This window comes from Streptomyces sp. JH34 (assembly GCF_029428875.1).
Classification (GTDB): Bacteria; Actinomycetota; Actinomycetes; order Streptomycetales; family Streptomycetaceae; genus Streptomyces.
The window spans coordinates 2547604-2571377 of sequence record NZ_JAJSOO010000001.1 but is presented as its reverse complement, the minus strand read 5'-3'; the positions used below and the strand labels follow the sequence as shown (position 1 = coordinate 2571377).

Sequence of the window (23774 nt, the reverse complement as noted above, 5' to 3'; positions counted from 1 at the left end):
CGCTCCCGGGGTCCCTTCACGCGTTCGTTCCGCGCGCGATCCGGTGGATCAGCCGATCGGCAGACCCTTCGTGGGCAGCCCCTGGGTCGGGAGGCCCTTGGTCGGGAGGGCGTCCTCCGTCACCTCGCCGCCCGCCACGGTGCCGGCCTTCTCCAGGGTCTTGCCGGCGGCGGGAAGGGTCGTGCCGACCACCTTGCCGCCGGTCTCGTTCGCGACCTGGGATCCCTGCCGGGAGGCGGAGTCCAGCGTGTTGCTCAGGCCCGCGCCGTCGAGCGAGGTCAGGCCGCCGAGCGCGGGAGTCTGCGGGAGCCCCGCGGCGCCTGCTGTACCGGCCGCGCCGACCACGGGGGCCGCACCCGCGGCGATCAGCAGCGCGGCACGGGCGATCCGACGGGTCAGGGGGAGGGACATGATGCTCCTTCGACGGGACGTCAACGGGTTCTCGGCGGATGTGGAATCCGCCTGTCCGGTGATCGGACGCACTGAACAACCGGTCCGGGGGCGGGGAAGGTTGCGGGGCACCAGGGCAAAGACTGGGTAATGCGTCCGATAATCCGCAATGCGGCAACCCGGGCGAAGGGGGCGTTCCGCAGGCGGCCGACGAACCGTCACTTCCCTTGTCCCGCATGGGGAAGAGGCGGAAGGGCGGGCGGGTCGAAGTGCGGGCGGGAGCGGCCGTTCGGCAAGCTCCGAACGGCCCGTACGGATGACGGGCCGTACTACTGAGCGAGCCGCATCCGGACGCCGGTGGTGCTCGGTTCCTCGCGTCCCGCGCGTTCCGTCCGCCAGCCGGTGTCGGCGGTCCACACCCGGCCCGCGTAGGAGACCTCGTCGACGCGCAGGGTCGCGGCCCGCGCGACCGCCCAGTGGGCGAGCTCCCAGCCGCGGCCGGAGGCGCCGTCCCCGGCGGGCACCGGCACCGACACCGTGCCCGCGGCGGCGGCGCCCGCCGACCCGGGTGACGGCAGGACGCCCTTCCCGAACGCGCGCACCAGATCGGACCGCACCTCTGCCGCGTCGCCGGGGCCCTCGGCGGTCGCCGACGCCTGCGAGCAGGTCAGGGAGGCGTGGGAGCGTCCGGTCAGCGCGGCGGCCAGCAGCGCGGAGTCCGGCTCGTGCTTGGCGTACGCCTGCGGGAAGCCGCTCTTCTGCACCTTCTGGGCGGCGACGGTCAGCGGCAGCCGCGAATAGCCGGGGACCTCGGCGAGGTGCTCGTAGAACTTCCCCGCGGAGTAGACCGGGTCCATGATCTGCGCGGGCGTTCCCCACCCCTGCGAGGGGCGCTGCTGGAAGAGGCCGAGCGAGTCCCGGTCGCCGTGGTCGATGTTGCGCAGGGACGACTCCTGCATGGCGGTCGCCAGCGCGATGGTCACCGCGCGTTCCGGCAGCCCGCGGGTGGTGCCCACGGCGGAGATGGTGGCGGCGTTGGCGGCCTGTTCGGGGCTCAGCTCGTACGTCCGCCCCTCACCCCCGCCGGACGGCCCCACGGTGCACCGGGGCGCACCCTTGTGGCCGGAGAGGTACTGCAGGGCCAGATAGCCCGCCAGTGCCACGAGCACGGCGAAGGCGGCCGCGGCACGGAACAGGCGGCTGCGGCGGGGAGAAGGACTCGTCCGGGGCACGAGGCCAACCGTACTGGAGGGTACGAGCGGGCCGGCGACCGAAGTCGCTTAGGGTCGTGGACATGGACGGACACACGCTTGACCTCTCCCTGGACGGTCCGGAGCTCACCGCCCGGCTGGTCGACTTCCCGTCGGTCAGCGGGCAGGAGAAGGACCTCGCCGACGCCATCGAGGCGGCCCTGCGCCCGCTGCCGCACCTGACCGTCGACCGCCACGGCAACAACGTCGTGGCGAGGACGCGGCTGGGCCGGGCCGAGCGGGTCGTGCTGGCCGGTCACATCGACACGGTGCCGATCGCGGACAACGTGCCGTCCAGGCTCGACGACGACGGCGTGCTGTGGGGGTGCGGGACCTCCGACATGAAGTCGGGCGTGGCCGTCCAGCTCCGGATCGCGGCGACCGTGCCGGAGCCCAACCGCGACCTGACCTTCGTCTTCTACGACAACGAGGAGGTCGCCGCCCAGCACAACGGCCTCGGTCACGTGGCCGAAGCGCACCCCGACTGGCTCGAGGCGGACTTCGCCGTCCTCCTGGAGCCCTCCGACGCGCAGGTCGAGGGCGGCTGCCAGGGCACCATCCGGGTGCACCTGCGGCTGGCGGGGGAGCGGGCCCACTCCGCGCGCAGCTGGATGGGGTCGAACGCGATCCACGCCGCGGCCCCCGTGCTGGCCAGGCTCGCCGCGTACGAGCCGCGACGCCCCGTGATCGACGGCCTGGAGTACCGCGAGGGGCTCAACGCCGTCGGCATCGAGGGCGGCGTCGCCACCAACGTCATCCCGGACTCCTGCACCGTGGTGGTCAACTACCGGTACGCCCCCGACCTGGACCCCGACGCGGCCGAGGCGCACGTCCGGGAGGTCTTCGCGGACTGCGGCGTCGTCGAGTTCACCGTCGACGACCACTCCGGCGCCGCGATGCCCGGGCTCTCGCACCCCGCCGCCAAGGCGTTCATGGACGCGGTCGGCGGCACGGCACAGCCCAAGTTCGGCTGGACCGACGTCTCCCGGTTCGGCGCGCTCGGCGTTCCCGCGGTGAACTACGGTCCCGGGGACGCGCTGTTCGCGCACAAGCGGGACGAGCACGTGTCGGTCGACCGGATCACGCACTGCGAGGAGCGCCTGCGCTCCTGGCTCACCAGCTGACTCACGGCATTCCCCTGCGCGTAACCTCCGCCGATCTAGGCTGAAGCGACACACGCACAACGCAGGTCGGCGGAGGGAGCAGGTCATGGGCAACCCGGAGGACGCACGGATCCCCGAGGGCGCGCAGATTCCCGAGGGCGCGGTGCCGCCCGAGGAACAGCGGATGGGCCCGGTCCTGCGCCGCAGGGACCAGGTGCAGCCGGGCACGACCGACCAGCGGCTGCTCGACACCGAGGGTGACTCCGAGTGGGTGCACACCGACCCGTGGCGGGTCATGCGGATCCAGTCGGAGTTCGTGGAGGGCTTCGGGGCGCTGGCCGAGCTGCCGAGCGCCATCAGCGTCTTCGGCTCCGCCCGCACCCCGGCCGACGGGCCGGAGTACGAGGCGGGCGTGCGGATCGGCAAGGCCCTGGTCGAGGCGGGGTTCGCCGTCATCACCGGCGGCGGCCCCGGAGCGATGGAGGCGGCGAACAAGGGGGCCCGGGAAGCCAAGGGCGTCTCGGTCGGGCTGGGCATCGAGCTGCCCTTCGAGTCCGGGCTGAATCCACATGTCGACATCGGTGTCAACTTCCGCTACTTCTTCGTCCGCAAGACGATGTTCGTGAAGTACGCCCAGGGATTCGTCGTCCTGCCCGGCGGTCTGGGCACGCTGGACGAGCTCTTCGAGGCGCTCACCCTGGTCCAGACGGGCAAGGTGACGCGCTTCCCGATCGTCCTCTTCGGTACGGCGTACTGGGGCGGCCTGGTGGACTGGCTGCGGGACACGGTGGTGGCGGGCGGCAAGGCGTCCGAGCGGGACCTGCTGCTGTTCCACGTCACGGACGACGTGGACGAGGCGGTCCGGCTGGTGACGAAGGAGGTCGGCCGCTGAGGACCGCCCCGCGGAGGTTGCCGGAGTAGGAACCCCTACGCCAGTCCCCGCCGCGCGACGGCCGGTGGCCGGTGGCCCGCGATGGACGCCACCATGTCCAGGACCTGGCGGGTCTCGGCCACCTCGTGCACGCGGTAGACCCGCGCCCCCAGCCACGCCGAGACGGCCGTCGTCGCGAGCGTGCCGATCACGCGTTCCTTCACCGGCCTGTCGAGCGTCTCACCGACGAAGTCCTTGTTGGAGAGGGAGACCAGCACCGGCCATCCCGTGGCCGTCATCTCGTCGAGCCGGCGTGTCGCCTCCAGCGAGTGCCGGGTGTTCTTCCCGAAGTCGTGACCGGGATCGATCATGATCCCGTCCGGCCTCACCCCGAGCTCCACGGCACGCTCCGCGAGGCCCAGGGTCACCCCCAGGATGTCGGACACCACGTCGTCGTACGCGATCCGGTGCGGCCGGGTACGGGGCTCCGCGCCGCCCGCGTGCGTGCACACCAGCCCGGCACCGTACCGTGCGGCCACCTCCGCCAGCTTCGGGTCGACGCCGCCCCACGCGTCGTTCAGGAGATCGGCCCCGGCCTCGCAGACGGCCTCACCGACGTCGTGCCGCCAGGTGTCCACACTGATCACGACGTCCGGGTGGCGGCGCCGCACCTCGGCGACGAAGCCCACCGTGCGACGGGCCTCCTCGTGCGCGGTCACCTCCTCGCCGGGACCGGCCTTCACCCCGCCGATGTCGATGATCGCGGCGCCTTCCGCGACGGCCTGCTCGACCCTGGAGAGCGCGGGTTCGTCGCGGAACGTCGCCCCCTGGTCGTAGAAGGAATCGGGGGTCCGGTTCACGATCGCCATGATCACCGGCTCATGAGGTCCGAACTCCCGCCGCCCCAGCCTGAGCGCCCCGCTTCGCATTCCTGGTTCCTCCCTGTAGCCCGCCTGCGACCCTAACCGTCGGTGGCGCATGGCACGATCTGACCTGGACAGGTATTCCGCTTCCGGGGAGATGCACGTGTTCTGGTTCTTGCTGCTCACGATGGCCGTGGTCGTGGCCGCGGTCACCCTGGCGGTGGTCGGCGGAGGCGGAAGCCCGGTGCTGCAGGACGTCGAGTCCGAGCGGCTCACCGACCCGCTGCCCGCGAACCGCCCCGTCGGCCGCGCCGACGTCGAGGCCATGCGGCTCCCCATGGCCGTGCGCGGCTACCGCATGACGGACGTGGACGAGGCCCTCGGCCGGCTCGGTGCCGAGCTGGCCGAGCGGGACGCCCACATCGCCGAGCTGGAGTCGGCGCTCGCCGGTGCCCAGGCGACCGCGGTGAACGGCGGCCCGGACCTGTTCAAGCGCCCCGGCGAGCAGGACCCCGGCGAGGACGGCCCGCAGGACGGCGAGGACGGGCGGTGAGCGGCGCCGTGGCAGCCGCCGACGGCCGCCCGCGCTGCCCGTGGGGCCTGTCCACGGAGGACTACCTCGCCTATCACGACACCGAGTGGGGACGTCCGGTCCACGGCGACGACGCCCTCTTCGAGCGGCTCTGCCTGGAGGCCTTCCAGTCGGGGCTGTCGTGGCTGACGATCCTGCGCCGTCGCGAAGGGTTCCGCAGCGCCTTCGCCGGGTTCAGGATCCCCGCCGTGGCGGAGTTCACCGACGCCGACAGGGAACGGCTCCTCGCCGACGCCGGGATCATCCGCAACCGCGCGAAGATCGACGCCACGCTCGCCAACGCCAAGGTGCTGGCCGGCTGGGGCGAGGGCGAGCTGGACGCACTGATCTGGTCCCACGCCCCCGACCCCGCCGCCCGCCCCGCCCCGCGCACCCTCGGCGACGTCCCGGCGATCACCCCGGAATCCACCGCGCTGGCCAAGGACCTGAAGAAGCGGTCCATCCGCTTCGTCGGCCCCACGACCGCCTACGCCCTGATGCAGGCGTGCGGGCTGGTCGACGACCATCTGGCCGACTGTGTCGCCCGGGGCGGCGGCCGGTAGCCCCGCCTAGGCGCCGAGGTACCTCGCCGGCTGCTTGGTGAGGAACGCCTCGACCGCGATCGTGTGGTCCCGCGACGCGCCCGCCTTCGTCTGGAGCTCGTCCTCCTTCTCCAGTGTCTCGGCGAGCGTGTGGCCGGCGCCGTACGCCACGGACGCCTTCAGGGCCGCGTACGCCACCGTGGGCCCCTCCGCCAGGGCCCGGGCCACCGCCTGTGCCTCCTTCGCCAGGTCCGCCGAGGGCACCACCCTGTTCGCGATGCCCAGCTCGTAGGCCTCCTGGGCGGTGATCGAGCGCGGGAAGAAGAGCAGGTCCGCCGCGCGGCTCGCACCGATGAGGCGCGGCAGGGTCCACGAGACGCCCGAGTCGGCGGTCAGGGCGACGCCCGCGAAGGAGGTGTTGAAGGCGGCGGTGTCGGCGACCACGCGGTAGTCGGCGGCGAGCGCGAAGCCGAAGCCCGCCCCCGCTGCGACCCCGTTGACCCCCGCGACCACGGGCTTCTCCATCTCGGTGATGGCGCGGACGATCGGGTTGTAGTGCTCCCGCACCGTGCTCAGCGCGTTCCCGCCGTCCGACCCACGGGCCTCGGAGAGCTTGGCGACGTGCTCCTTGAGGTCCTGGCCCACGCAGAAGGCGCGCCCGGCGGCCGTGAGCAGAACCGCCCGTACGGCGGGATCGTCGGCGACCGCCCGCAGGGCGTCGCGCAGCGCGACCTTCGCGTCCGTGTTCATGGCGTTCATCGCGTCGGGGCGGTTGATCGTGATCGTCGCGAGCCCGTCGCTCACGTCCGTGAGCACCGGGTCAGCCGTGGTGTCGGCCATTGAGGGATCTCCTTACGGGGCCGGCGTCGTTGCCTGTCGAGGCAAGCATGGCGGACTTCCGGCGGGCCGGACATGTGACCTGCGTCTAACGATTGGACCTCGGCTGGGGGGTGAAGGTGGCGCAGTATCGCAGCCGGATCGCCGAATTGGGTGGTTATGGGAAAGCGCGTTGCGTAAGCGATGCCGACCGATGTTGGTCATCGGGGTCTCCGATGCGGGATAATGCGGAGGAAGCATTGTGTTCGACGCCGGTGAGGCAGCGCCTGTCATGGAGCCGCCGGCTGCGATGAGCTGGTTTCAGGAAGGGGAACGAGCATGGCGGCCATGAAGCCGCGGACGGGCGACGGCCCGCTCGAGGTGACAAAGGAGGGGCGGGGCATCGTCATGCGCGTTCCGCTCGAAGGCGGCGGTCGGCTTGTCGTCGAGCTGACTCCGGACGAGGCAGACGCACTCGGTGACGCGCTGAAGAAGGTCGTCGGCTGAGGCCGTAGCGCCCACACTTCACTGCTGCCCCGGCACACGGTTTCCGTGCCGGGGCAGCGGTGCGTCGACGCCGGATCCCGCGAACGGACGACGGACGGGCCGACGTGAGGTCGAACGGATCCGGAAGGGGTCAGCCGCGCCGGACCGCGCACAGCAGGCCGTCGCCCACCGGGAGCAGCGTCGCCATGAGCTCCTGGCTCTCCCGTACGGCCCGCAGCAGTTCGCGCAGGCGCAGTACCTCGGCCGGCTGGGCGGCCGAGTCGATCGTGCGGCCGTCCGCGAAGACGCCCTCGAAGCAGACGAGACCGCCCGGCTTGAGCAGACGCAACGATTCAGCCAGACAGTCCAGGCTCTCCAGCCGGTCGCCGTCGCAGAAGACGAGGTCGTACCCGCCGTCCGCGAGGCGCGGCAGTACGTCGAGGGCACGCCCGGGGATGAAGCGGGCGCGGTTCGTGGCGAAGCCGGCGGCCCGGAAGGCCTCACGGGCGAACTGCTGGCGTTCGGGTTCCGGGTCGACGGTCGTCAGCACGCCGTCCGCGCGCATGCCCTGCAGCAGATAGATGCCGGACACGCCGGTCCCGGTGCCGATCTCGGCCACCGCTTTGGCGTCCGCGGTGGCAGCGAGCAGGCGCAGTGCCGCACCGGTGCCTGACGACACCGGGCGGATCCCCGCCTCGTGGGCCCGGTCCCGGGCCCAGAGCAGAGCTTCTTCCTCGGCGACAAAGGCGTCGGCGAATGCCCAGCTCGTCTGCCGGTTGGCGGTAATGACCCTCTCCTGTCCCCGTAGTTGGCGCAACGGTGACTGTATCCGCTGCACCCGGGAACCCGCAGATGGGACCGGGCGTTATGAAGGGGCGAGGGGGAACGCGCCGACCAGGCCCTGCGGCCGGGTCCGGAATGTTCCTCTTGCTCCCGGAGACACCGGGGCACCAGCAGGTAAAAAGGCTTATCCGGAGCTAACGGGCGAGGTGGTTATGGTAGGGGCTCCGCTGGACACCACCAGAGCCGATAGGGGAGGTGCGGCTGCGCCTGTGGATCGGAGAGGCGCGCTGCGGCGGCTTCTCGGGTCGGCGGGTGAGCCGAAATCCGTGACCGACACCGCTGACCGTTCTTCCAACGCTTCCGCACCGACCGCGACCTTCGCCTCAGATGCGGATTCCCAGGCGTGGACCCCGCCCTCATGGGAAGAGATCGTCAGCACGCACAGCGCCCGTGTGTACCGTCTCGCGTACCGGCTGACGGGTAACCAGCACGACGCCGAGGACCTCACCCAGGAGGTCTTCGTCCGGGTGTTCCGGTCGCTGTCGACCTACACACCCGGCACTTTCGAGGGCTGGCTGCACAGGATCACGACGAATCTCTTCCTGGACATGGTCCGCCGCAAGCAGCGGATCCGTTTCGACTCCCTCGGCGACGACGCGGCCGAGCGACTGCCGAGCCGTGAGCCGTCCCCGCAGCAGGTCTTCAACGACACGCACTTCGACGCGGACGTCCAGCAGGCGCTGGACACGCTCGCGCCCGAATTCCGTGCCGCGGTGGTGCTCTGCGACATCGAGGGCCTCTCGTACGAGGAGATCGCCGCCACGCTCGGCGTCAAGCTCGGGACCGTGCGCAGCCGCATCCACCGCGGTCGGTCGCACCTGCGCAAGGCGCTCCAGCACCGTTCGCCCGAGGCCCGCGCCGAGCAGCGTTCCCTCGCGGACGCTGTCCTCGCGGGGGAGGGCGGGACGGCGTGAGTGGCACAGGTGCGACCCCGGCCGAACAGCATCTGGGGGACCGGCTCGCCGCGCTCGTCGACGGCGAGCTCAAACACGATGCCCGGGAGCGGGTCCTGGCCCACCTGGCGACCTGCGCCCGGTGCAAGGCCGAGGCCGACTCCCAGCGGCGGCTGAAGAGCGCCTTCGCGACATCGGCGGCCCCTTCGCCCTCGGAGGGCTTCCTCGCCCGTCTGCAGGGGCTTCCCGGCGGTGGCGGTGAGGGCCCGGGCGGCGGCCCGCGCTTCGGGGAGGGGGTCTTCCCCGTTCTGCAGTCCGGCGGGCCGGCCGACCAGGCGCGCTCTCCGCTGGACGGCTTCGGATACCTTCCCACCGCTCACGGCTCGACCTCCGTGCTGCCCGGCGGCCCCTCCGGTTCCGGCTTCCGCGTCCATGACGTGGCCCGGGACGCCGAGCGTTCGCCCTGGCGCGCGAGGCGCTTCGCGTTCGTCGCGGCCAGCGCCGTCTCGCTCGCGGCCATCGCACTCGGAGGCTCGCTTCCGCTCGACTACGGCCCCGAGCCGCCGCTCAGTGCCGAGGGCGCGGGCAGCAACGCCACCCCGCTCGCCGCCGACGACCGCACGGGCGGTGCCACCGCGGCCGCCAGCCGCAGTGGTGGCGGTGCCCTCGCCTTCGGAGAGGACGCGAGCGCCCGGCCGAGTGCCGCGCCGTCCTCGTCCGCCCGGCCCGCGTCCGCCTCCGCGCCCACACTGCTGAGCACCTCGGTGCTCACCGGGGGCACCTTCGTCTTCCCGGTGCTCAACGTGGCCGTGCCGCCGCTGATACGCCCGACGGACGCCGGCCCGCTGTACTCGGCCGCGGTCGGCGGGGGAGAGGACCCGAAGCCGTCGGCGACGCCCTCCGCCCCGCTGCTGCACGACCGCGCGATGCCGCTCACCCCGCTGCGCTGACCGGGACCCTGCGCGCCCATTCGCAAACCTGGTTGAATTCCGGCAGGGACGCCTCTGTGGGGCGTGCACGGGCCAGTTGCGGGGAGAGCATGGACGACGGGAAGCCCAGCGGGCCGAAGGCGAAGTGGTGGAGCCGCCCCTCAGCGGGACGGGACCGTCCGGCCGGGCCGGAGGGCGAGCCGGCCGCCACCCACTCCGCTGCCGTGCCCGCCCCGGACACGGTGGTGGGGGCGCATACCGACCCCGGCGGGCCCCCCGGGCCCCTGCGCGGGGAGCGCACCCTGCCGACGACAGCGGACGGCGACTACACGCCCGCACCGCCGGCCACCGCACCGGCGCCGCCCGTCGCCGACCAGGACACACCGGTGCCGGCCGCGCCCGTGCCGTCCGTCACCGAACCGCACCGTACGCAGCCGCTGCACGCGCCCGACGAGTACAGCACCCCTCCCTACGGAGGCCCGGGACCGTGGGCGCCCGCACCGCCCGTGCAGCGCCCGGTGCCGACTCCCGCCCACGGGACGCCCGTGCCGCCGCCGTACGCGGGCACGAACGGCCACGGTGCGGCCGCCGCCTCCGCACCCGCTCCGGCACAGGACGGCCAGGGGCACCACGCGGAGGCCTGGGCGCCGCCGCCCCCGCAGCACACCGTGCCGCAGCAGCACCCGGTCCCCCAGACCTCCCAGCAGACCTCCCAGTGGCTGCGTTACGACCCGTGGGGGGCGCCCCAGCAGCCGCTGAGCCACCCCGGGCCCGGCCACCAGGGCACGGACAGCGCACGGCCGCGCAGGGCCCGCCGGGGAACGGTCCTCGTCGGAGCGGTGCTGCTCGCCCTCCTCGCAGGCGGGATCGGCGGCGGGATAGGCGCCTACGTCGAGCGCAACGGCGGTCTGACCACGGTCGAACTGCCGCAGTCCGGCCGGGGCGCCGGCGGGCGGGCACCCGACAGCGTCGCCGGTATCGCCGCCAGCGCACTGCCCAGCGTGGTCACCCTGCACGTCAACGGCTCCGCCGAGTCCGGTACGGGCACCGGCTTCGTCCTCGACGACAAGGGCCACATCCTCACGAACAACCACGTGGTCGCCCCGGCGGGCTCGAACGGCGACATCACCGTCACCTTCAGCGGCGGGGAGAGCGCGGCGGCCGAGATCGTCGGCAAGGACAGCGGCTACGACCTGGCCGTCGTCAAGGTGACCGGCGTCTCCGGCCTCACACCGCTTCCCCTCGGCAACTCCGACAACGTGCGGGTGGGCGACCCGGTGGTGGCGATCGGCGCGCCCTTCGACCTGTCCAACACGGTCACCTCCGGCATCATCAGCGCCAAGGAGCGTCCCATCACCGCGGGCGGCGAGAAGGGCGACGGCACCGACGTCAGTTACGTCGACGCCCTGCAGACCGACGCCCCGATCAACCCGGGAAACTCCGGCGGCCCCCTGGTCGACGCCGAGGCCCGCGTCATCGGCATCAACAGCGCCATCCGCGCCGCCGACAGCGGAACCGGCCTCGACGGCGGCCAGTCCGGTTCCATCGGCCTGGGCTTCGCGATACCGATCAACCAGGGCAAGCGGGTCGCCGAGGAGCTGATCAACACCGGTAAGGCCACCCACCCCGTGATCGGCGTCACGCTCGACATGGAGTTCACCGGGGACGGGGCCAAGGTCGGCGGCGAGGCGGGCGACGGTGCCGCGGTGACCGAGGGGGGTCCGGCCGCCGAGGCGGGCATCCGGTCGGGCGACATCATCACCGAGGTGGAGGGCCAGCGCGTGCACAGCGGTGAGGAACTGATCGTCAAGATCCGCGCCCACCGGCCCGGCGACCGGCTCCGTCTCGTCCTGGAACGCGGTGGCAAGGACCTGTCCATGACGTTGACCCTGGGCTCCGCGAGCGGTACCTGACGGCCACCGGCAGGTACCGCACGGACAGCTTCGCCGGGTACCGTGGAGCGGTCCGGGCCCCTGACCTGGCGGCGGAGACCACGCGGAGAAGACGCAGAGAACACGAGGAGCAGCAAGGTGTTCAATGACATAGGCGCACTCGAGCTGCTGACGCTCGTGGTTCTCGCCGTGCTCGTATTCGGCCCGGAGAAGCTCCCGAAGGTCATCCAGGACGTCACGCGCACCATCCGCAAGATCCGCGAGTTCTCGGACAGCGCCAAGGAGGACATCCGCTCGGAGCTCGGTCCGCAGTTCAAGGACTTCGAGTTCGAGGACCTCAACCCCAAGACGTTCGTCCGCAAGCAGCTCATGGACGGCAACGACGACCTGGGGCTCAAGGAGATCCGCGAGAGCTTCGACCTGCGCAAGGAGATGGCCGAGGTCACCGACGCGGTGAACGGCCGCGAGAGCGCCCCCGCGGCGGCCGCGGCCGGTGCCGCCGCCACACCCGACCTGCTCGAGAAGTCCGCGCCCGACCTTCTCGAGAAGACCACGCCCGACCCCCTCAAGAAGCCCGCGCAGCCGGTGAGGGACGAGCGCCCGCCCTTCGACGCCGACGCCACCTGAGACCGTCAATCCCGACTCGTCCGGACGGTATGGCTATTCTCCATCTGTCCGGTTGCGAGTTTGCCCATGCCCACGGGGGGAGGGCCGCTCCGGATCAGCGAAAGATCGAGGAGGCGGCCGGGCAGATGGAGACGACGAGTCGGGCAGGGGCGGACGGTGCGCCCAGCGCGGACACCGCAGAGGGGGTGCCGGCGACCCGGCGTACTGTCGACGGCTATCTCAAGGCGCCGTTCCCCTGGTACGGGCTGGACGAGGCCTTCACGGGCCCGCGCTGGCTGATGCACGTCACCGCCGCGGCGGACGACACGGTGCAGCACGGTTCCACCGGGCACGGCGAGGAGCCCGTCGTGCGGGCCGACGCGGGGGCGGAGAAGGCACGCTTCGCGGTGGTCGTGACCGTGGGCAGCAGCCCGGTGCGGGACAGCGACGACGGTACGGGGGTGCTGGACGCCACCACGGTGTCGTCGGCGGCCTGGCTGGCGGGCTCGGGCCTGCTGGACTGCACCTGGCCCCCGCAGATGGACCACACGCTGCGTGGCGAATGGCTGAACCAGCAGACGGAGACCGCGTTCGAGCTCGCGGACGATCTGGGCCGCGCGCCCTGGTCGACGCTGTCCCTCCCCGTGGACGGCGTACCGGTGGACTTCCACTACAGGGAGTCCGAGTTCGGCTGGGTGCTCGCGGGTTCGGCCCCCGACGGGGTGCACATCGGCGCGTACGGGCGCGGTATGAGCGCCTACGGTCTGGGCTTCGCGGTGATCGGCGACATCGCCTCGTACGACGAGAGCTGAGCGACACGCGCACGGGCGGTGGGCGGACTTCCGAGGAGGCCGCCCACCGCCCGTCGGACGCTCAGAACTTGTTGCGCGGGGTGAGACCCAGCGACATGCCGGACAGGCCGCGCTGACGGCCGCTCAGCTTCTCCGCGATGGAGCGCAGCGCGGAGCCCGCGGGGGAGTCCGGGTCGGAAAGGACGACGGGCTTGCCCTCGTCGCCGCCCTCGCGCAGCCGTACGTCGATCGGGATGGACCCCAGCACCGGAACCTCGGCACCGACCGTCCTGGTCAGCCCGTCGGCGACCCGCTGTCCGCCGCCCGAACCGAAGACGTCGACCATCTCGTCGCAGTGCGGGCACGGCATGCCCGACATGTTCTCGACGACACCGACGATCTTCTGGTGGGTCTGCACGGCGATCGAGCCGGCCCGCTCCGCCACCTCGGCGGCGGCCTGCTGCGGGGTCGTGACGACCAGGATCTCGGCGTTCGGGACGAGCTGCGCCACGGAGATCGCGATGTCACCGGTGCCCGGCGGCAGGTCGAGGAGCAGGACGTCCAGGTCGCCCCAGTACACGTCGGCGAGGAACTGCTGCAGCGCGCGGTGGAGCATGGGACCGCGCCACACCACCGGGGTGTTGCCCGGGGTGAACATGCCGATGGAGATCACCTTCACGCCGTGCGAGGAGGGCGGCATGATCATGTTCTCGACCTGGGTCGGCTTGCCGTCGGCGCCGAGCATCCGGGGCACGCTGTGCCCGTAGATGTCCGCGTCGACCACACCCACCTTGAGGCCGTCGGCGGCCATCGCCGCCGCGAGGTTGACCGTCACCGAGGACTTGCCGACGCCGCCCTTGCCGGACGCCACCGCGTAGACCCGGGTCAGCGAGCCGGGCTTGGCGAACGGCACCTCGCGCTCCGCGGTGCCGCCGCGCAGCGACGCGGCGAGCTCCTTGCGCTGTTCGTCGCTCATCACGTCGAGCGTGACCTCGACCCGCGACACGCCCTCGACACGGGCCACCGCGTCGGTCACGTTCTTGGTGATCGTCTCGCGCATGGGGCAGCCGGAGACCGTGAGATACACGGTGACAGCGACCACACCGTCAGGGTCGATCCCGACCGACTTCACCATGCCGAGCTCGGTGATCGGCCGGTGGATCTCCGGGTCGTTCACTGTCGCCAGCGCTTCGCGCACCGCGTCTTCCGTAGCCATACCCCGATAGTACGGGTGCGCGCAGCGCTCCTTGGAAGGGTGGTGGTGGGCGACGGGTACGGGTGCGCGCGCAGCGTTCCTTGGAAGGGTGGTGGTGGGCGACGGGTACGGGTGCGCGCGCAGCGTTCCTTGGAAGGGTGGTGGTGGGCGACGGGTACGGGTGCGCGCGCAGCGTTCCTTGGAAGGGTGGTGGTGGGCGACGGGTACGGGTGCGCGCGCAGCGTTCCTTGGAAGGGTGGTGGTGGGCGACGGGTGGGCGGTACGGCGCGGGTGCCTACGGGCGGGTAGCCCCTCCGTGGTCGCCTTCGTCACTCTCGGCCTGGGAGAAGAGCCGGCGCTCCTCCAGATCCTTCACCATGGCCTCCAGCTCCGAGCGGATCCAGTCGCGGGTGGCGACCTCACCGAGGCCCATCCGGAGCGCGGCGATCTCCCGGCTGAGGAACTCGGTGTCCGCGATCGAGCGCTCGTTCTGCTTGCGGTCCTGCTCGTGCGTCACCCGGTCGCGGTCGTCCTGCCTGTTCTGCGCGAGGAGGATCAGCGGGGCGGCGTAGGAGGCCTGGAGGGAGAGCATCAGGGTCAGGAAGATGAAGGGGTACTCGTCGAACCGCACCTCCTGCGGCGCGAAGATGTTCCACACCACCCAGACGATGATGATCAGCGTCATCCAGACGATGAACCGTCCCGTGCCCAGGAACCGGGCGATGCGCTCGGAGAACCGGCCGAACGCCTCGGGGTCGTACTCGGGCACCAGCCGGCGCCTCGGTGCCTTCGGGATGTCGAGCCGGGGCCGCGGCGGGCGCACGATGCCCGACGCGCCCGTCGGCACGGCCCTCGAACGTTCCTCAGCGGCCACCGGCGATCCCCTCCTCGCCCTGGAAGTCGGTCTCGCGCCAGTCCTCGGGCAGCAGGTGGTCCAGCACGTCGTCGACGGTCACCGCGCCGAGCAGCGACCCGCTCTCGTCGACCACGGGCACCGAGACCAGGTTGTAGGCGGCCAGATAGCTGGTCACGGCCGGCAGCGGGGTCTCCGGCGTGAGGGGCACGAGATCGCTGTCGACGATCGAGCTGACCAGGGTGAACGGCGGGTCCCGGAGCAGCCGCTGGAAGTGCACGGTGCCCAGGTACCTGCCGGTGGGGGTCTCGTCAGGCGACCGGCAGACGTACACCTGCGCGGCCAGCGCGGGCGACAGGTCCTGCCGGCGGACCCTGGCCAGCGCGTCCGCGACCGTGGCGTCGGGCCGCAGGATGATCGGCTCGGTCGTCATCAGCCCGCCCGCGGTCCGCTCCTCGTACGACAGCAGGCGCCGTACGTCGGCGGCGTCGTCCGGCCGCATCAGGGCCAGCAGCCGCTCCTTGTCGGCCTCCGGCAGCTCCGAGAGCAGGTCGGCGGCGTCGTCCGGGTCCATCGCCTCCAGGACGTCCGCGGCGCGGTCCTCCGCCAGCTTGCCGAGGATCTCCACCTGGTCGTCACCGGGGAGCTCCTCCAGGATGTCGGCCAGCCGGTCGTCGTCGAGGGCCGCGGCGACCTCGGCCCGGCGCTTGGGCGTCAGATGGTGCAGGGCGTTGGCGACGTCGGTGGGGCGCAGCCGGTCGAAGGTCGCCACCAGGTTCTCGGCGCCCTGTCCCTGCTCCTCCAGCGAGAAGCCGCTGATCGCCGACCACTCCACGGTCAGCGTCTCGCCCTTGCGGCGCAGGGCTCCGCCGCGGCCCTTGCGTACGAAGAACTTGTCGATCTCCCAGTCGCGGCGGGCCGGGAGCTGCTGGATGGCGACGTCGAGGACGGTCACCTCCTCGTCCGTCTCCACGAGGCGCACCCGCCGGTCAAGGAACTCGCCGAGGACGAGTCGCTCGGTCGGGCGCTGCTCGAAGCGCCGCATGTTGACCACTCCGGTGGTGATGACCTGGCCCGACTCGACCCCCGTCACCCGGGTCATCGGCACGAAGATGCGCCGCCTGCTGACGACCTCGACGACCATGCCCAGCAGCCGGGGCGGCTTGCCGCCGACCCGGAGCATCGCCACCAGGTCGCGGACCCGGCCCACCTGGTCGCCGTTGGGGTCGAACACCGGTACGCCGGCGAGGTGCGAGACGAAAACCCTGGGAGTGCCTGCAGCCATCCTGTGCGCCTCCCTCCGTCCCTCACGTCCTCCTTCGCCGTGATCAGGCTAGCCCGTACCTGTCCGTGCCGCCCCGGCGGACCGTCCGTACGGAGCTCTGCCGAAGGGCGTGCGCGGCACGGGTACGCTGCGGTCTGCCAACCCCCGACACAGATGAGAGGCAGTGCGCCCGTGACCTCTTCCGCCCCGGTCGTCCGGGCCCGTCGCCGGACCGCTTTCGCCGTGGTGCTCTGCGCGGGGCTGACCGTCGCGCTCACGGCCTGCGCCGGAGAGGACCCGGACAAGGGGACCAACGGCGTCGGCAAGCTGACGGCAGAACAGATCGACAAGAAGGCGCGGGCCGCCGCCGGTGCCGCGGACGCCGTGCGCCTGACGGGAAAACTGGTCAGCAAGGGCGGGACGTACACCCTGAACATGCAGCTCAGCGGCAAGGGCGGCACCGGGTCGGTCACCTCGAAGCAGAACACCTTCGAACTGCTGCGCGTCGGCGACGAACTCTTCCTCAAGGCCGACGCGGGCTTCTGGAAGCACGAGCAGGGCGACGACGGGAGCGACCAGGCGGCCGACAAGCTCGACGGCATGTACGTCAAGGTCCCGGAGGACGACCCGACCTACCAGCAGCTGCGCGGCTTCACGGAGAAGGACACGCTCCTCGACGGGATGCTGAGCCTGCACGGGAAGGTCAACAAGGGCGACCGGGGCACGGTCGGCGGAGTGCGTACCGTGCAGATCATGGGCGGAAAGGGTGAGGGTGGTGCGCTGGACGTCTCCCTCAAGGGCACGCCGTATCCCCTGCGTGTCGCCCGTGGCGGGGGCGGCGGCACCGTCACCCTCGCCGACTGGGGCCATGCCTTCGAGCTGGAGGCGCCGGCCGAGAACGAGACCGTCGACTACGGCGGCCAGTTGCCCAAGTCCTCCGGCTGACGGCCGGTTCCTCACGCACTCCGGCCTGCGGGCACGGTCAGCGCTTCCCGCGGCGCTTCAGCAGCAGCCGGGGGAGCGCGGCGGGAGCCGTCCGGCGCGTCGTCGCCCCGGTGGGCAGCGGCGCGACCGCCAGTGAACCGTCGGGAAGGTCGGTGCTCGACGCACCGGGCGTCAGCCGTACGACACGGCACTCACGGGCCCAGCGATCCGTCAGCTGTTCGGCGTCCGGGGCGTTCAGCCGTTTGCCCCTGAGTTCGCCGACCGCCGCCTCCCACTCCTCGGAACGCGGCTCCAGCACGGTGACGGCGGCGGTCCAGGCCACGAGCCTGCCGCCCTTGTCCTTGCTGCGTACGGTCACCTCGGCCGCGGCCCCGGCGTCCAGTCCGGAAGGGAACGGCTGTTCCCCCGGGCCGTCCCCGACGAGCACGGCCGCACCCTCGTGCCACACGTGCCACAGAGCCCGGGCGGGTCCGGTGCCCCGCACCCAGATCAGGCCGGACTTCTTGGTGGCCTCCTCGACGAGAGCCCGGGCAAGCAACACGTCAGATGAAGTCATGCCCGAACTCTATTAGAGCCAGCCGTTGCGCTTGAGGGTGCGGTGGATGGAGAAGCAGACGACACCGATGAGGGCCAGCACCATCGGATAGCCGTACGTCCACCGGAGTTCGGGCATGTGCTCGAAGTTCATGCCGTAGACCCCGCAGATCATCGTCGGGACGGCGATGATCGCCGCCCAGGAGGTGATCTTGCGCATGTCCTCGTTCTGCGTGACGGTCGCCTGCGCCAGGTTGGCCTGGAGGATCGAGTTGAGCAGCTCGTCGAAGCCGATGACCTCCTCGTGCACCCGGGCGAGGTGGTCGGCCACGTCGCGGAAGTACTTCTGGATGTCGGGGTCGATCAGCCGCATCGGGCGCTCGCTCAGCAGCTGCATCGGCCGCAACAGCGGCGACACGGCGCGCTTGAACTCCAGGACCTCGCGCTTCAACTGGTAGATGCGGCCCGCGTCCGAACCCCGCGTGCCGCCCTTCGCGGGGGTGGAGAACACGTCGATCTCCACCTCGTCGATGTCGTCCTGGACCGAGGCCGCCACCGCGATGTAGCCGTCGACGACGTGGTCCGCGATGGAGTGCAGCACCGCGGACGGCCCCTTGGCGAGCAGCTCCGGGTCCTCCTGGAGGCGGTGGCGCAGGGCGCGCAGCGAACCCTGACCGCCGTGCCGGACGGTGATCACGAAGTCCCGCCCGGTGAAGCACATCACCTCACCGGTCTCGACGACCTCGCTGGTCGCGGTCAGTTCGGCGTGCTCGACGTAGTGGATCGTCTTGAAGACGGTGAACAGCGTGTCGTCGTACCGTTCGAGCTTGGGCCGCTGGTGGGCGTGGACCGCGTCCTCGACGGCGAGCGGGTGGAGGCCGAACTCCCGGGCGATGCCGGCGAACTCCTCCTCGGTCGGCTCGTGCAGACCGATCCAGGCGAAGCCGCCCTCCTCCCGCACGCGCAGCATCGCCTCGCGCGGCGTCAGGCAGGAGACCTCGGTGACCCGGCGTCCGTCCCGGTAGACCGCGCAGTCGACGACGGCGCTGGAGGCGGACGGGTCGCGGGTCGCGTCGTAACTGTTGTACGGGGTGTTGCCCTTGCGCAGGGACGGGCGCACGGCGGCGCGCAGGTCACGGATCATCGACATGGCTGGCTCCTCTTCACGGAGGGCCGTCGGCGGGCACGTGGAACAGCCCGGAATGGGGACGTGCGCTCACGTCCGCAAAGCGGGCGGCACCGCGCGGGCACGATGACGGCGTTCGCTACAGACAGGCAAAAACGAGGGGCGCTTCCGGTGCGCGAACTGCCGTGATGACGTCCGGGAAGGGCGTCAGATCACAGAAGGAAGGCGTCGTGCGGAAGGGCGGTTGGTACTGCACGGTCGACTTGGATCCACCGCGGCCCCACCTCCTCCGGCCGGTCCCCCGTGGGGGATCACGTGTTGTCAGGACTGAGAGCGACGCTTCTGCGTGCTGTCCCGACCGACGCCTCAGGCTATCAGCCGGGTGAGGAGCCAATCCCGTCCTTTGCCCGTTCCGGACGCGTTCTATGCTCGCGGCATGGGAGAAATTCTTGATCTGGTCGAGGCCCGGCTCCGTACGGCGCTGGGGGAGCCGGACGCGCGCGCCGATGTCACGTTCCTCGGCACGGACCGCATCGAGGTGCTCCGCTTCGTCGACGGCGATGTCGTGCGCTACGCCACGCTCGGCATGTCGGCCCAGCCGATGGCCGACCCCACCTCGTCCCTCGCCGACCCCGTGAAGGGCCCGCGCGCCGAACTGGTCCTGTCCGTACGGCTGGGCCTCGCCGACACCGACCAGGTGCTGCGGCCGCTCGCGGTGCTGGCGGCCTCTCCTCAGGTCGAGGGCCTGATCGTGGCCCCCGGCGCGTCACTGGACCTCGGACAGCCGCTGTGGACCGGGGCCCCCTTCAGTTCCGTCCTCGTCGCCGAGCCGGGCGGACTGGTCGAGGACCTGGAGCTGGACGCCCCGATGGAGCCGGTCCGCTTCCTCCCGCTGCTTCCCATGACGCACAACGAGGCCGCCTGGAAGCGGGTCAGGGGCGGGCAGGAGCTCCAGGAGCGCTGGCTCGCGCAGGGCACGGACCTGCGCGACCCGCTGCGCGCGTCCGTACCGCTGGACTGACGCGTCCGACCCCGGCGGCCCGCCACGCGGGCTCAGTCGGCGAAGACGCCGACGCCGTCCTCCGTGGTGCCGTCCTCCGCGGCGTGGCGCGGCTCCAGCTCCTCCGCCTCCCCATCGCTCCCCACCGGATGGTTGTGTTATGCACGTAACGAGTTGGACGGCCTAATGGGTGCAAGGTACATGCATCTCCCCCGGTGGGAGCCGCGCTGCGGACGGGTGATCGTCCTTGACGCGGCGACGAGCGGGGAGGACCGTTGGGCGCTATGAGGGGCGAACCCAGTTGCCCGAAGTGTGGTGGCCGGGTCAGGGCGCCCGGCCTCTTCGCCGATGCCTGGCAGTGCTCCACGCACGGCCAGGTACACCCGATGCAGCCGGTGGTCCCACCCAGCGTCGAGGCGCTGGGCGTGGTGGTGCACCGGGCCGAGGTGCCGGTGTGGATGCCCTGGCCGCTCCCGGTGGGCTGGCTGTTCACCGGCGCGGCGTACGCAGGTGACGACCGCAGCGGCGGCCGGGCCACCGCCGTCGCGTGCTCGGGCCCCGGGCCGCTCGGCGGGATGGCCGAACTGCTGCTCGTCGCCGAGGAACTCGGCGTCGGGCTCGGTGCGCGTTACGCCGGCATCGACGGCCTCGATCCCGGCTCCGGGCTCCGCGTCGACGCGGCCCCCGATGCCAAGGTCCTCGCGGCGGGGCACCCCACCCCGCTCTGGCACGTCAAGGACGCCCCCGCCGACCGGGCCGTCTTCGCCGGCGAGGCGTGTGGGCTGTGGCTCTGGGCGATCGTCTGGCCCGAGCAGTCAGGCCTCCTGATGTACGACGAACTGGTGCTGACCGATCTGCGCGACGCCGGCGGGGAAGTGGACCTCCTGCCGTGCGGAGCGCTCACCCCCCGGCTGATCGCACCGCCCTGACCTGGTGTGCGCGGCAGCGAACGGGGGCCGTAAGGGTGACGCCCGGCGGTTATCCTTGAGCGTCCCCCTGTCCGTCCGCCAGCACTGGAGTACGCGTCGTGCGCATCGATCTGCACACCCACTCCACCGCTTCCGACGGCACGGACACCCCCGCCGAGCTGGTGGCCAACGCCGCCGCGGCGGGCCTCGACGTCGTCGCCCTGACCGACCACGACACGGTCGGCGGGCACGCGGAGGCCGCGGCAGCCCTCCCCGAGGGCCTCACGCTCGTCACCGGCGCCGAGCTCTCCTGCCAGGTCGGCGGCGTCAGCCTGCACATGCTGGCGTACCTCTTCGACCCGGCCGAGCCCGAACTGGCCCGGGAGCGCGAGCTCGTCCGGGACGACCGGGTGCCCCGGGCGCAGGCCATGGTGGTCAGACTCCAGGAGCTGGGCGTCCCGATCACCTGGGAACAGGTGGCGCGGATCGCCGGGAACGGCTCCGTCGGCCGCCCCCACGTCGCGACCGCCCTCGTGGAGCTGGGGGTCGTCGACTCGGTCTCCGACGCCTTCACCTCGGCCTGGCTCGGCAACGGCGGGCGCGCGTACGCAGGCAAGCACGAACTCGACCCGTTCGACGCGGTCCGGCTGGTCAAGGCCGCGGGTGGCGTCACCGTCTTCGCCCACCCGCTCGCCGTCAAGCGGGGTGCTGTGGTTCCCGAAGACGTGATCGCGGAGCTGGCCGAGGCCGGGCTGGACGGCATCGAGGTCGACCACATGGACCACGACCTGCCCACGAGGGCACGGCTGCGGGGGCTCGCCGCCGATCTGGGGCTGCTGCCCACCGGGTCCAGCGACTACCACGGCAGCCGCAAGACCGTCCACCTCGGGGAGTACACCACCGACCCCGAGATCTACGGCGAGATCACCCGGCGCGCCACGGGGGCGTTCCCCGTGCCGGGCGCCGGCGGACCGCTCCCCGCGTAACGGGGCCCCGCCCCCTCTTCCCCTGTCGCGTCACCGTGTGCCCGGCTGTCCCGTGGTGCGCGGGCGCACGCATCCTCCTGTTCGGCCCGCTCCCCACTCGCAAGGCTCACCGTGTTCGACATCGCTGTCTTCGGATCCCTTTTCCTCACCCTCTTCGTGATCATGGATCCGCCCGGAATCACCCCGATCTTCCTGGCCCTCACCGCGGGCCGCCCCGCCAAGGTCCAGCGCAGGATGGCCCTGCAGGCCGTGGGCGTCGCCTTCGGCGTGATCGCCGTCTTCGGTCTGCTCGGCCAGCAGATCCTGGACTACCTGCACGTCTCGGTGCCCGCGCTGATGATCGCGGGCGGTCTCCTCCTGCTGCTCATCGCGCTGGACCTGCTCACCGGCAAGACGGACGAGCCGACGCAGACCAAGGACGTCAACGTGGCGCTGGTGCCGCTCGGCATGCCGCTGCTCGCCGGCCCCGGCGCGATCGTCTCGGTGATCCTCGCGGTGCAGAACGCCGACGGGACCTCCGGCCAGATCTCGGTCTGGTCGGCGATCGTCGCCATGCACCTCGTGCTCTGGGTGACCATGCGGTACTCGCTGCTGATCATCCGCGTGATCAAGGACGGCGGCGTGGTCCTGGTGACCCGGCTCGCCGGGATGATGCTCTCGGCGATCGCGGTGCAGCAGATCATCAACGGCGTCACCCAGGTCATCCAGAACTCCTGAGACCCGGGTGTCCGGACACGGGCCGGACACCACAGCGCCCCCGCACGGACCTTCCGTGCGGGGGCGCCTCGTCTTCAGCTCGTCATCCGCTCGAAATCAGCGACACGAAGCGATGCAAGGTGTTACGAAGCCGACGTGTCGGCCGGCCGGATGTAGATGCGCTGGCCCATGGCGGCGGCCTGCTGCACGATCCGGTTGACGGAGGCGGCGTCCACGACGGTGCTGTCCACGGCGGTACCGTCGACGTCGTCGAGTCGCATGATCTCGAAGCGCATATGGCTTCCCTTCGTCTGATCCTCCTGCTGGAGAACTACTGGGAGGACGGTCTGGCCGTCCGCAAGGATGGGAGCGCAAGACGCCTGCGCCTCGCGCTCCACAAGGGGTACAACGGCTTGCCCTGCGCAAACATTCCCTACGCTAAGGAAATTTTTTGGATGTCTAAGTACCCGTCGGTAATCAGTCATGCGCGGACAATGAGGTCCGCATGAGTCACGCGGACGCGCGGACGGACGAAGGGTCCGGAATCCGCGATCAGCTGGACCGCACCAACGAGTTGCTCCTGCGGGTGCTCGCCGAGGTGTCGAAGACGCCCTCCACCCACGCGATCTTCGTGGACGCGGGCTATGTCTACGCGGCGGCCGGGCTGCTCGTCACCGGCACGGAGGACCGCCGGTCCTTCGACCTGGACGCCGAAGGACTGATCGAGGCCTTCATCGACAAGGCCCGCACGATCTTCGCCGACAGCCGGCTGCTGCGCGTGTACTGGTACGACGGGGCCAGGCGCCGGATCCACACCGTCGAGCAGCAGGCCATCGCCGAACTCCCCGACGTCAAGGTCAGGCTCGGCAACCTCAACGCCAACAACCAGCAGAAGGGCGTCGACTCACTCATCCGCACCGACCTGGAGTCGCTCGCCCGGCACCGCGCCATCAGCGACGCGGCACTCGTCGGCGGCGACGAGGACCTGGTCTCGGCCGTCGAGGCCGCCCAGGGCTACGGCGCCCGCGTGCACCTCTGGGGCATCGAGGCCGGCGAGGGCCGGAACCAGGCCGAGCCGCTGCTGTGGGAGGTCGACAGCCAGCGCACCTTCGACCTCGACTTCTGCCGCCCGTACGTGACCAGGCGCTCCGTCACCATGTACGAGGACGACAGCCCCGCCCCCTCACGTGAGGACGTCCGCTTCGTCGGCGCGCAGATCGCCGCCGGCTGGCTCTCCTCGCGGGGCAGGGAGGCCCTGGCCGATCTGCTGCCCGGGCGCCCGTACCTCCCCGGCTCCGTCGACCAGGACCTGCTCGTCGAGGCCGAACGCCTCCTCCAGCACTCGCTGCGCGGCCACGCCCATCTGCGCCGGGCGCTGCGCGACGGTTTCTGGCAGCACCTGCAGGCGCAGTACTGACGCC

27 protein-coding genes are annotated in these 23774 nt (G+C 71.6%); 16 read left to right on the top strand and 11 right to left on the bottom strand.

The window, feature by feature from the left end:
• Positions 1–48: 48 nt before the first annotated feature.
• Together LWJ43_RS11100 and LWJ43_RS11095 are read right to left on the bottom strand one after the other, a co-directional pair.
• Positions 49–411, bottom strand: coding sequence for an ATP-binding protein (locus LWJ43_RS11100; RefSeq protein ID WP_277332119.1), 363 nt, complete (start codon positions 409–411; stop codon positions 49–51).
• 308 nt (positions 412–719) lie between these two features.
• Positions 720–1622, bottom strand: a complete 903-nt coding sequence (locus tag LWJ43_RS11095) for a hypothetical protein (protein ID WP_277332118.1) — start codon at positions 1620–1622, stop codon at positions 720–722.
• A 62-nt stretch (positions 1623–1684) separates the two neighbouring features.
• Between LWJ43_RS11095 and dapE the strand changes: the two genes are divergently transcribed.
• Positions 1685–2764: a succinyl-diaminopimelate desuccinylase gene (dapE, locus tag LWJ43_RS11090; protein ID WP_277332117.1), complete on the top strand. Its 1080-nt coding sequence runs from the start codon at positions 1685–1687 to the stop codon at positions 2762–2764.
• Positions 2765–2849: 85 nt separating this feature from the next.
• Entirely contained in the window at positions 2850–3635 is a 786-nt protein-coding gene (locus tag LWJ43_RS11085; RefSeq protein WP_277332116.1) for an LOG family protein, read from the top strand.
• Between the two features lie 35 nt (positions 3636–3670).
• Here the strand turns inward: LWJ43_RS11085 and folP are convergent, their stop codons facing one another.
• On the bottom strand, positions 3671–4543 hold the full coding sequence (gene folP, locus LWJ43_RS11080) for a dihydropteroate synthase (RefSeq protein ID WP_277332115.1): 873 nt from the start codon (positions 4541–4543) through the stop codon (positions 3671–3673).
• A 91-nt stretch (positions 4544–4634) separates the two neighbouring features.
• Between folP and LWJ43_RS11075 the strand changes: the two genes are divergently transcribed.
• Together LWJ43_RS11075 and LWJ43_RS11070 are read left to right on the top strand one after the other, a co-directional pair.
• Positions 4635–5030: a DivIVA domain-containing protein gene (locus tag LWJ43_RS11075; RefSeq protein ID WP_277335861.1), complete on the top strand. Its 396-nt coding sequence runs from the start codon at positions 4635–4637 to the stop codon at positions 5028–5030.
• Positions 5027–5611 carry a DNA-3-methyladenine glycosylase I gene (locus LWJ43_RS11070; protein WP_277332114.1) on the top strand — a complete coding sequence of 195 codons (585 nt, stop codon included), beginning with the start codon at positions 5027–5029 and terminating at the stop codon, positions 5609–5611. Before LWJ43_RS11075 ends, LWJ43_RS11070 begins: the two co-directional genes overlap by 4 nt.
• 6 nt (positions 5612–5617) lie before the next feature.
• Here LWJ43_RS11070 and chcB read toward each other — a convergent pair whose 3' ends face one another.
• A complete protein-coding gene (chcB, locus tag LWJ43_RS11065) occupies positions 5618–6430 on the bottom strand; it encodes a 2-cyclohexenylcarbonyl CoA isomerase (RefSeq protein WP_277332113.1) in 813 nt (270 codons plus the stop codon).
• A gap of 315 nt (positions 6431–6745) precedes the next feature.
• Here chcB and LWJ43_RS11060 point away from each other — a divergent pair, with 315 nt between their 5' ends.
• Entirely contained in the window at positions 6746–6913 is a 168-nt protein-coding gene (locus tag LWJ43_RS11060) for a DUF3117 domain-containing protein (RefSeq protein WP_003966491.1), read from the top strand.
• A gap of 130 nt (positions 6914–7043) precedes the next feature.
• On the opposite strand, the gene LWJ43_RS11055 is transcribed toward LWJ43_RS11060, so the two are convergent.
• Positions 7044–7709, bottom strand: coding sequence for an O-methyltransferase (locus tag LWJ43_RS11055; RefSeq protein ID WP_277332112.1), 666 nt, complete (start codon positions 7707–7709; stop codon positions 7044–7046).
• A gap of 178 nt (positions 7710–7887) precedes the next feature.
• On the opposite strand from LWJ43_RS11055, the gene sigE reads away from it, so the two are divergent.
• The 5 genes from sigE to LWJ43_RS11030 all read left to right on the top strand — a co-directional run bounded on the left by sigE (position 7888) and on the right by LWJ43_RS11030 (position 12867).
• On the top strand, positions 7888–8649 hold the full coding sequence (gene sigE / locus LWJ43_RS11050) for an RNA polymerase sigma factor SigE (protein WP_277332111.1): 762 nt from the start codon (positions 7888–7890) through the stop codon (positions 8647–8649).
• Positions 8646–9578, top strand: a complete 933-nt coding sequence (locus LWJ43_RS11045) for an anti-sigma factor family protein (protein ID WP_277332110.1) — start codon at positions 8646–8648, stop codon at positions 9576–9578. The genes sigE and LWJ43_RS11045 overlap by 4 nt, the downstream gene beginning before the upstream one ends.
• An 89-nt stretch (positions 9579–9667) precedes the next feature.
• A complete protein-coding gene (locus LWJ43_RS11040; protein WP_277332109.1) occupies positions 9668–11470 on the top strand; it encodes a trypsin-like peptidase domain-containing protein in 1803 nt (600 codons plus the stop codon).
• A 117-nt stretch (positions 11471–11587) separates the two neighbouring features.
• Positions 11588–12076 carry a sec-independent translocase gene (locus LWJ43_RS11035; protein WP_277332108.1) on the top strand — a complete coding sequence of 163 codons (489 nt, stop codon included), beginning with the start codon at positions 11588–11590 and terminating at the stop codon, positions 12074–12076.
• A 125-nt stretch (positions 12077–12201) separates the two neighbouring features.
• Positions 12202–12867, top strand: a complete 666-nt coding sequence (locus tag LWJ43_RS11030) for a hypothetical protein (protein WP_277332107.1) — start codon at positions 12202–12204, stop codon at positions 12865–12867.
• A 61-nt stretch (positions 12868–12928) separates the two neighbouring features.
• Here LWJ43_RS11030 and LWJ43_RS11025 read toward each other — a convergent pair whose 3' ends face one another.
• The 3 genes from LWJ43_RS11025 to LWJ43_RS11015 form a co-directional block, all read right to left on the bottom strand.
• Positions 12929–14062 (bottom strand): Mrp/NBP35 family ATP-binding protein, encoded by a 1134-nt coding sequence (locus tag LWJ43_RS11025; RefSeq protein ID WP_277332106.1) that lies wholly within the window; start codon positions 14060–14062, stop codon positions 12929–12931.
• A gap of 274 nt (positions 14063–14336) precedes the next feature.
• Complete coding sequence (locus tag LWJ43_RS11020; protein ID WP_277332105.1) at positions 14337–14915, bottom strand: DUF1003 domain-containing protein; 579 nt, start codon at positions 14913–14915, stop codon at positions 14337–14339.
• Positions 14905–16179 carry a magnesium transporter MgtE N-terminal domain-containing protein gene (locus tag LWJ43_RS11015; protein ID WP_277332104.1) on the bottom strand — a complete coding sequence of 425 codons (1275 nt, stop codon included), beginning with the start codon at positions 16177–16179 and terminating at the stop codon, positions 14905–14907. The genes LWJ43_RS11020 and LWJ43_RS11015 overlap by 11 nt, the downstream gene beginning before the upstream one ends.
• Before the next feature lie 171 nt (positions 16180–16350).
• Between LWJ43_RS11015 and LWJ43_RS11010 the strand changes: the two genes are divergently transcribed.
• Positions 16351–17103: a hypothetical protein gene (locus LWJ43_RS11010; RefSeq protein WP_277332103.1), complete on the top strand. Its 753-nt coding sequence runs from the start codon at positions 16351–16353 to the stop codon at positions 17101–17103.
• Positions 17104–17140: 37 nt separating this feature from the next.
• Here the strand turns inward: LWJ43_RS11010 and LWJ43_RS11005 are convergent, their stop codons facing one another.
• Positions 17141–17659, bottom strand: a complete 519-nt coding sequence (locus LWJ43_RS11005) for a hypothetical protein (RefSeq protein WP_277332102.1) — start codon at positions 17657–17659, stop codon at positions 17141–17143.
• Between the two features lie 12 nt (positions 17660–17671).
• Entirely contained in the window at positions 17672–18787 is a 1116-nt protein-coding gene (locus LWJ43_RS11000; protein WP_277332101.1) for a magnesium and cobalt transport protein CorA, read from the bottom strand.
• Positions 18788–19199: 412 nt separating this feature from the next.
• Between LWJ43_RS11000 and LWJ43_RS10995 the strand changes: the two genes are divergently transcribed.
• From LWJ43_RS10995 to LWJ43_RS10980, 4 genes are all read left to right on the top strand, one after another.
• The gene (locus tag LWJ43_RS10995) at positions 19200–19784 is read left to right on the top strand and encodes a suppressor of fused domain protein (RefSeq protein ID WP_277332100.1); all 585 of its coding nucleotides are present in this window, start codon (positions 19200–19202) and stop codon (positions 19782–19784) included.
• 263 nt (positions 19785–20047) lie between these two features.
• Positions 20048–20692 (top strand): DUF6758 family protein, encoded by a 645-nt coding sequence (locus LWJ43_RS10990; RefSeq protein WP_277332099.1) that lies wholly within the window; start codon positions 20048–20050, stop codon positions 20690–20692.
• A gap of 98 nt (positions 20693–20790) precedes the next feature.
• Positions 20791–21657 carry a PHP domain-containing protein gene (locus LWJ43_RS10985; protein ID WP_277332098.1) on the top strand — a complete coding sequence of 289 codons (867 nt, stop codon included), beginning with the start codon at positions 20791–20793 and terminating at the stop codon, positions 21655–21657.
• Positions 21658–21768: 111 nt separating this feature from the next.
• The gene (locus LWJ43_RS10980; RefSeq protein ID WP_277332097.1) at positions 21769–22374 is read left to right on the top strand and encodes a MarC family protein; all 606 of its coding nucleotides are present in this window, start codon (positions 21769–21771) and stop codon (positions 22372–22374) included.
• Between the two features lie 122 nt (positions 22375–22496).
• On the opposite strand, the gene LWJ43_RS10975 is transcribed toward LWJ43_RS10980, so the two are convergent.
• Positions 22497–22649 carry a hypothetical protein gene (locus LWJ43_RS10975; RefSeq protein WP_014154223.1) on the bottom strand — a complete coding sequence of 51 codons (153 nt, stop codon included), beginning with the start codon at positions 22647–22649 and terminating at the stop codon, positions 22497–22499.
• 209 nt (positions 22650–22858) lie between these two features.
• On the opposite strand from LWJ43_RS10975, the gene LWJ43_RS10970 reads away from it, so the two are divergent.
• Positions 22859–23770 (top strand): NYN domain-containing protein, encoded by a 912-nt coding sequence (locus LWJ43_RS10970; protein ID WP_277332096.1) that lies wholly within the window; start codon positions 22859–22861, stop codon positions 23768–23770.
• The last annotated feature ends 4 nt before the right edge of the window (positions 23771–23774 follow it).

What these genes read in the sequence shown, in the direction of transcription:
- dapE (WP_277332117.1), top strand. Translation starts at nt 1,685, where the DNA reads ATGGACGGACACACGCTTGACCTCTCCCTGGACGGTCCGGAGCTCACC.
- sigE (WP_277332111.1), top strand. Translation starts at nt 7,888, where the DNA reads ATGGTAGGGGCTCCGCTGGACACCACCAGAGCCGATAGGGGAGGTGCG.
- LWJ43_RS10995 (WP_277332100.1), top strand. Translation starts at nt 19,200, where the DNA reads ATGGGAGAAATTCTTGATCTGGTCGAGGCCCGGCTCCGTACGGCGCTG.
- LWJ43_RS10990 (WP_277332099.1), top strand. Translation starts at nt 20,048, where the DNA reads ATGAGGGGCGAACCCAGTTGCCCGAAGTGTGGTGGCCGGGTCAGGGCG.
- LWJ43_RS11100 (WP_277332119.1), bottom strand. Translation starts at nt 411, where the DNA reads ATGTCCCTCCCCCTGACCCGTCGGATCGCCCGTGCCGCGCTGCTGATC.
- LWJ43_RS10975 (WP_014154223.1), bottom strand. Translation starts at nt 22,649, where the DNA reads ATGCGCTTCGAGATCATGCGACTCGACGACGTCGACGGTACCGCCGTG.
- LWJ43_RS11075 (WP_277335861.1), top strand. Translation starts at nt 4,635, where the DNA reads ATGCACGTGTTCTGGTTCTTGCTGCTCACGATGGCCGTGGTCGTGGCC.
- chcB (WP_277332113.1), bottom strand. Translation starts at nt 6,430, where the DNA reads ATGGCCGACACCACGGCTGACCCGGTGCTCACGGACGTGAGCGACGGG.
- LWJ43_RS11015 (WP_277332104.1), bottom strand. Translation starts at nt 16,179, where the DNA reads ATGGCTGCAGGCACTCCCAGGGTTTTCGTCTCGCACCTCGCCGGCGTA.
- LWJ43_RS10970 (WP_277332096.1), top strand. Translation starts at nt 22,859, where the DNA reads ATGAGTCACGCGGACGCGCGGACGGACGAAGGGTCCGGAATCCGCGAT.
- LWJ43_RS11085 (WP_277332116.1), top strand. Translation starts at nt 2,850, where the DNA reads ATGGGCAACCCGGAGGACGCACGGATCCCCGAGGGCGCGCAGATTCCC.
- LWJ43_RS11040 (WP_277332109.1), top strand. Translation starts at nt 9,668, where the DNA reads ATGGACGACGGGAAGCCCAGCGGGCCGAAGGCGAAGTGGTGGAGCCGC.
- LWJ43_RS11060 (WP_003966491.1), top strand. Translation starts at nt 6,746, where the DNA reads ATGGCGGCCATGAAGCCGCGGACGGGCGACGGCCCGCTCGAGGTGACA.
- LWJ43_RS11030 (WP_277332107.1), top strand. Translation starts at nt 12,202, where the DNA reads ATGGAGACGACGAGTCGGGCAGGGGCGGACGGTGCGCCCAGCGCGGAC.
- folP (WP_277332115.1), bottom strand. Translation starts at nt 4,543, where the DNA reads ATGCGAAGCGGGGCGCTCAGGCTGGGGCGGCGGGAGTTCGGACCTCAT.
- LWJ43_RS11005 (WP_277332102.1), bottom strand. Translation starts at nt 17,659, where the DNA reads ATGACTTCATCTGACGTGTTGCTTGCCCGGGCTCTCGTCGAGGAGGCC.
- LWJ43_RS11025 (WP_277332106.1), bottom strand. Translation starts at nt 14,062, where the DNA reads ATGGCTACGGAAGACGCGGTGCGCGAAGCGCTGGCGACAGTGAACGAC.
- LWJ43_RS11000 (WP_277332101.1), bottom strand. Translation starts at nt 18,787, where the DNA reads ATGTCGATGATCCGTGACCTGCGCGCCGCCGTGCGCCCGTCCCTGCGC.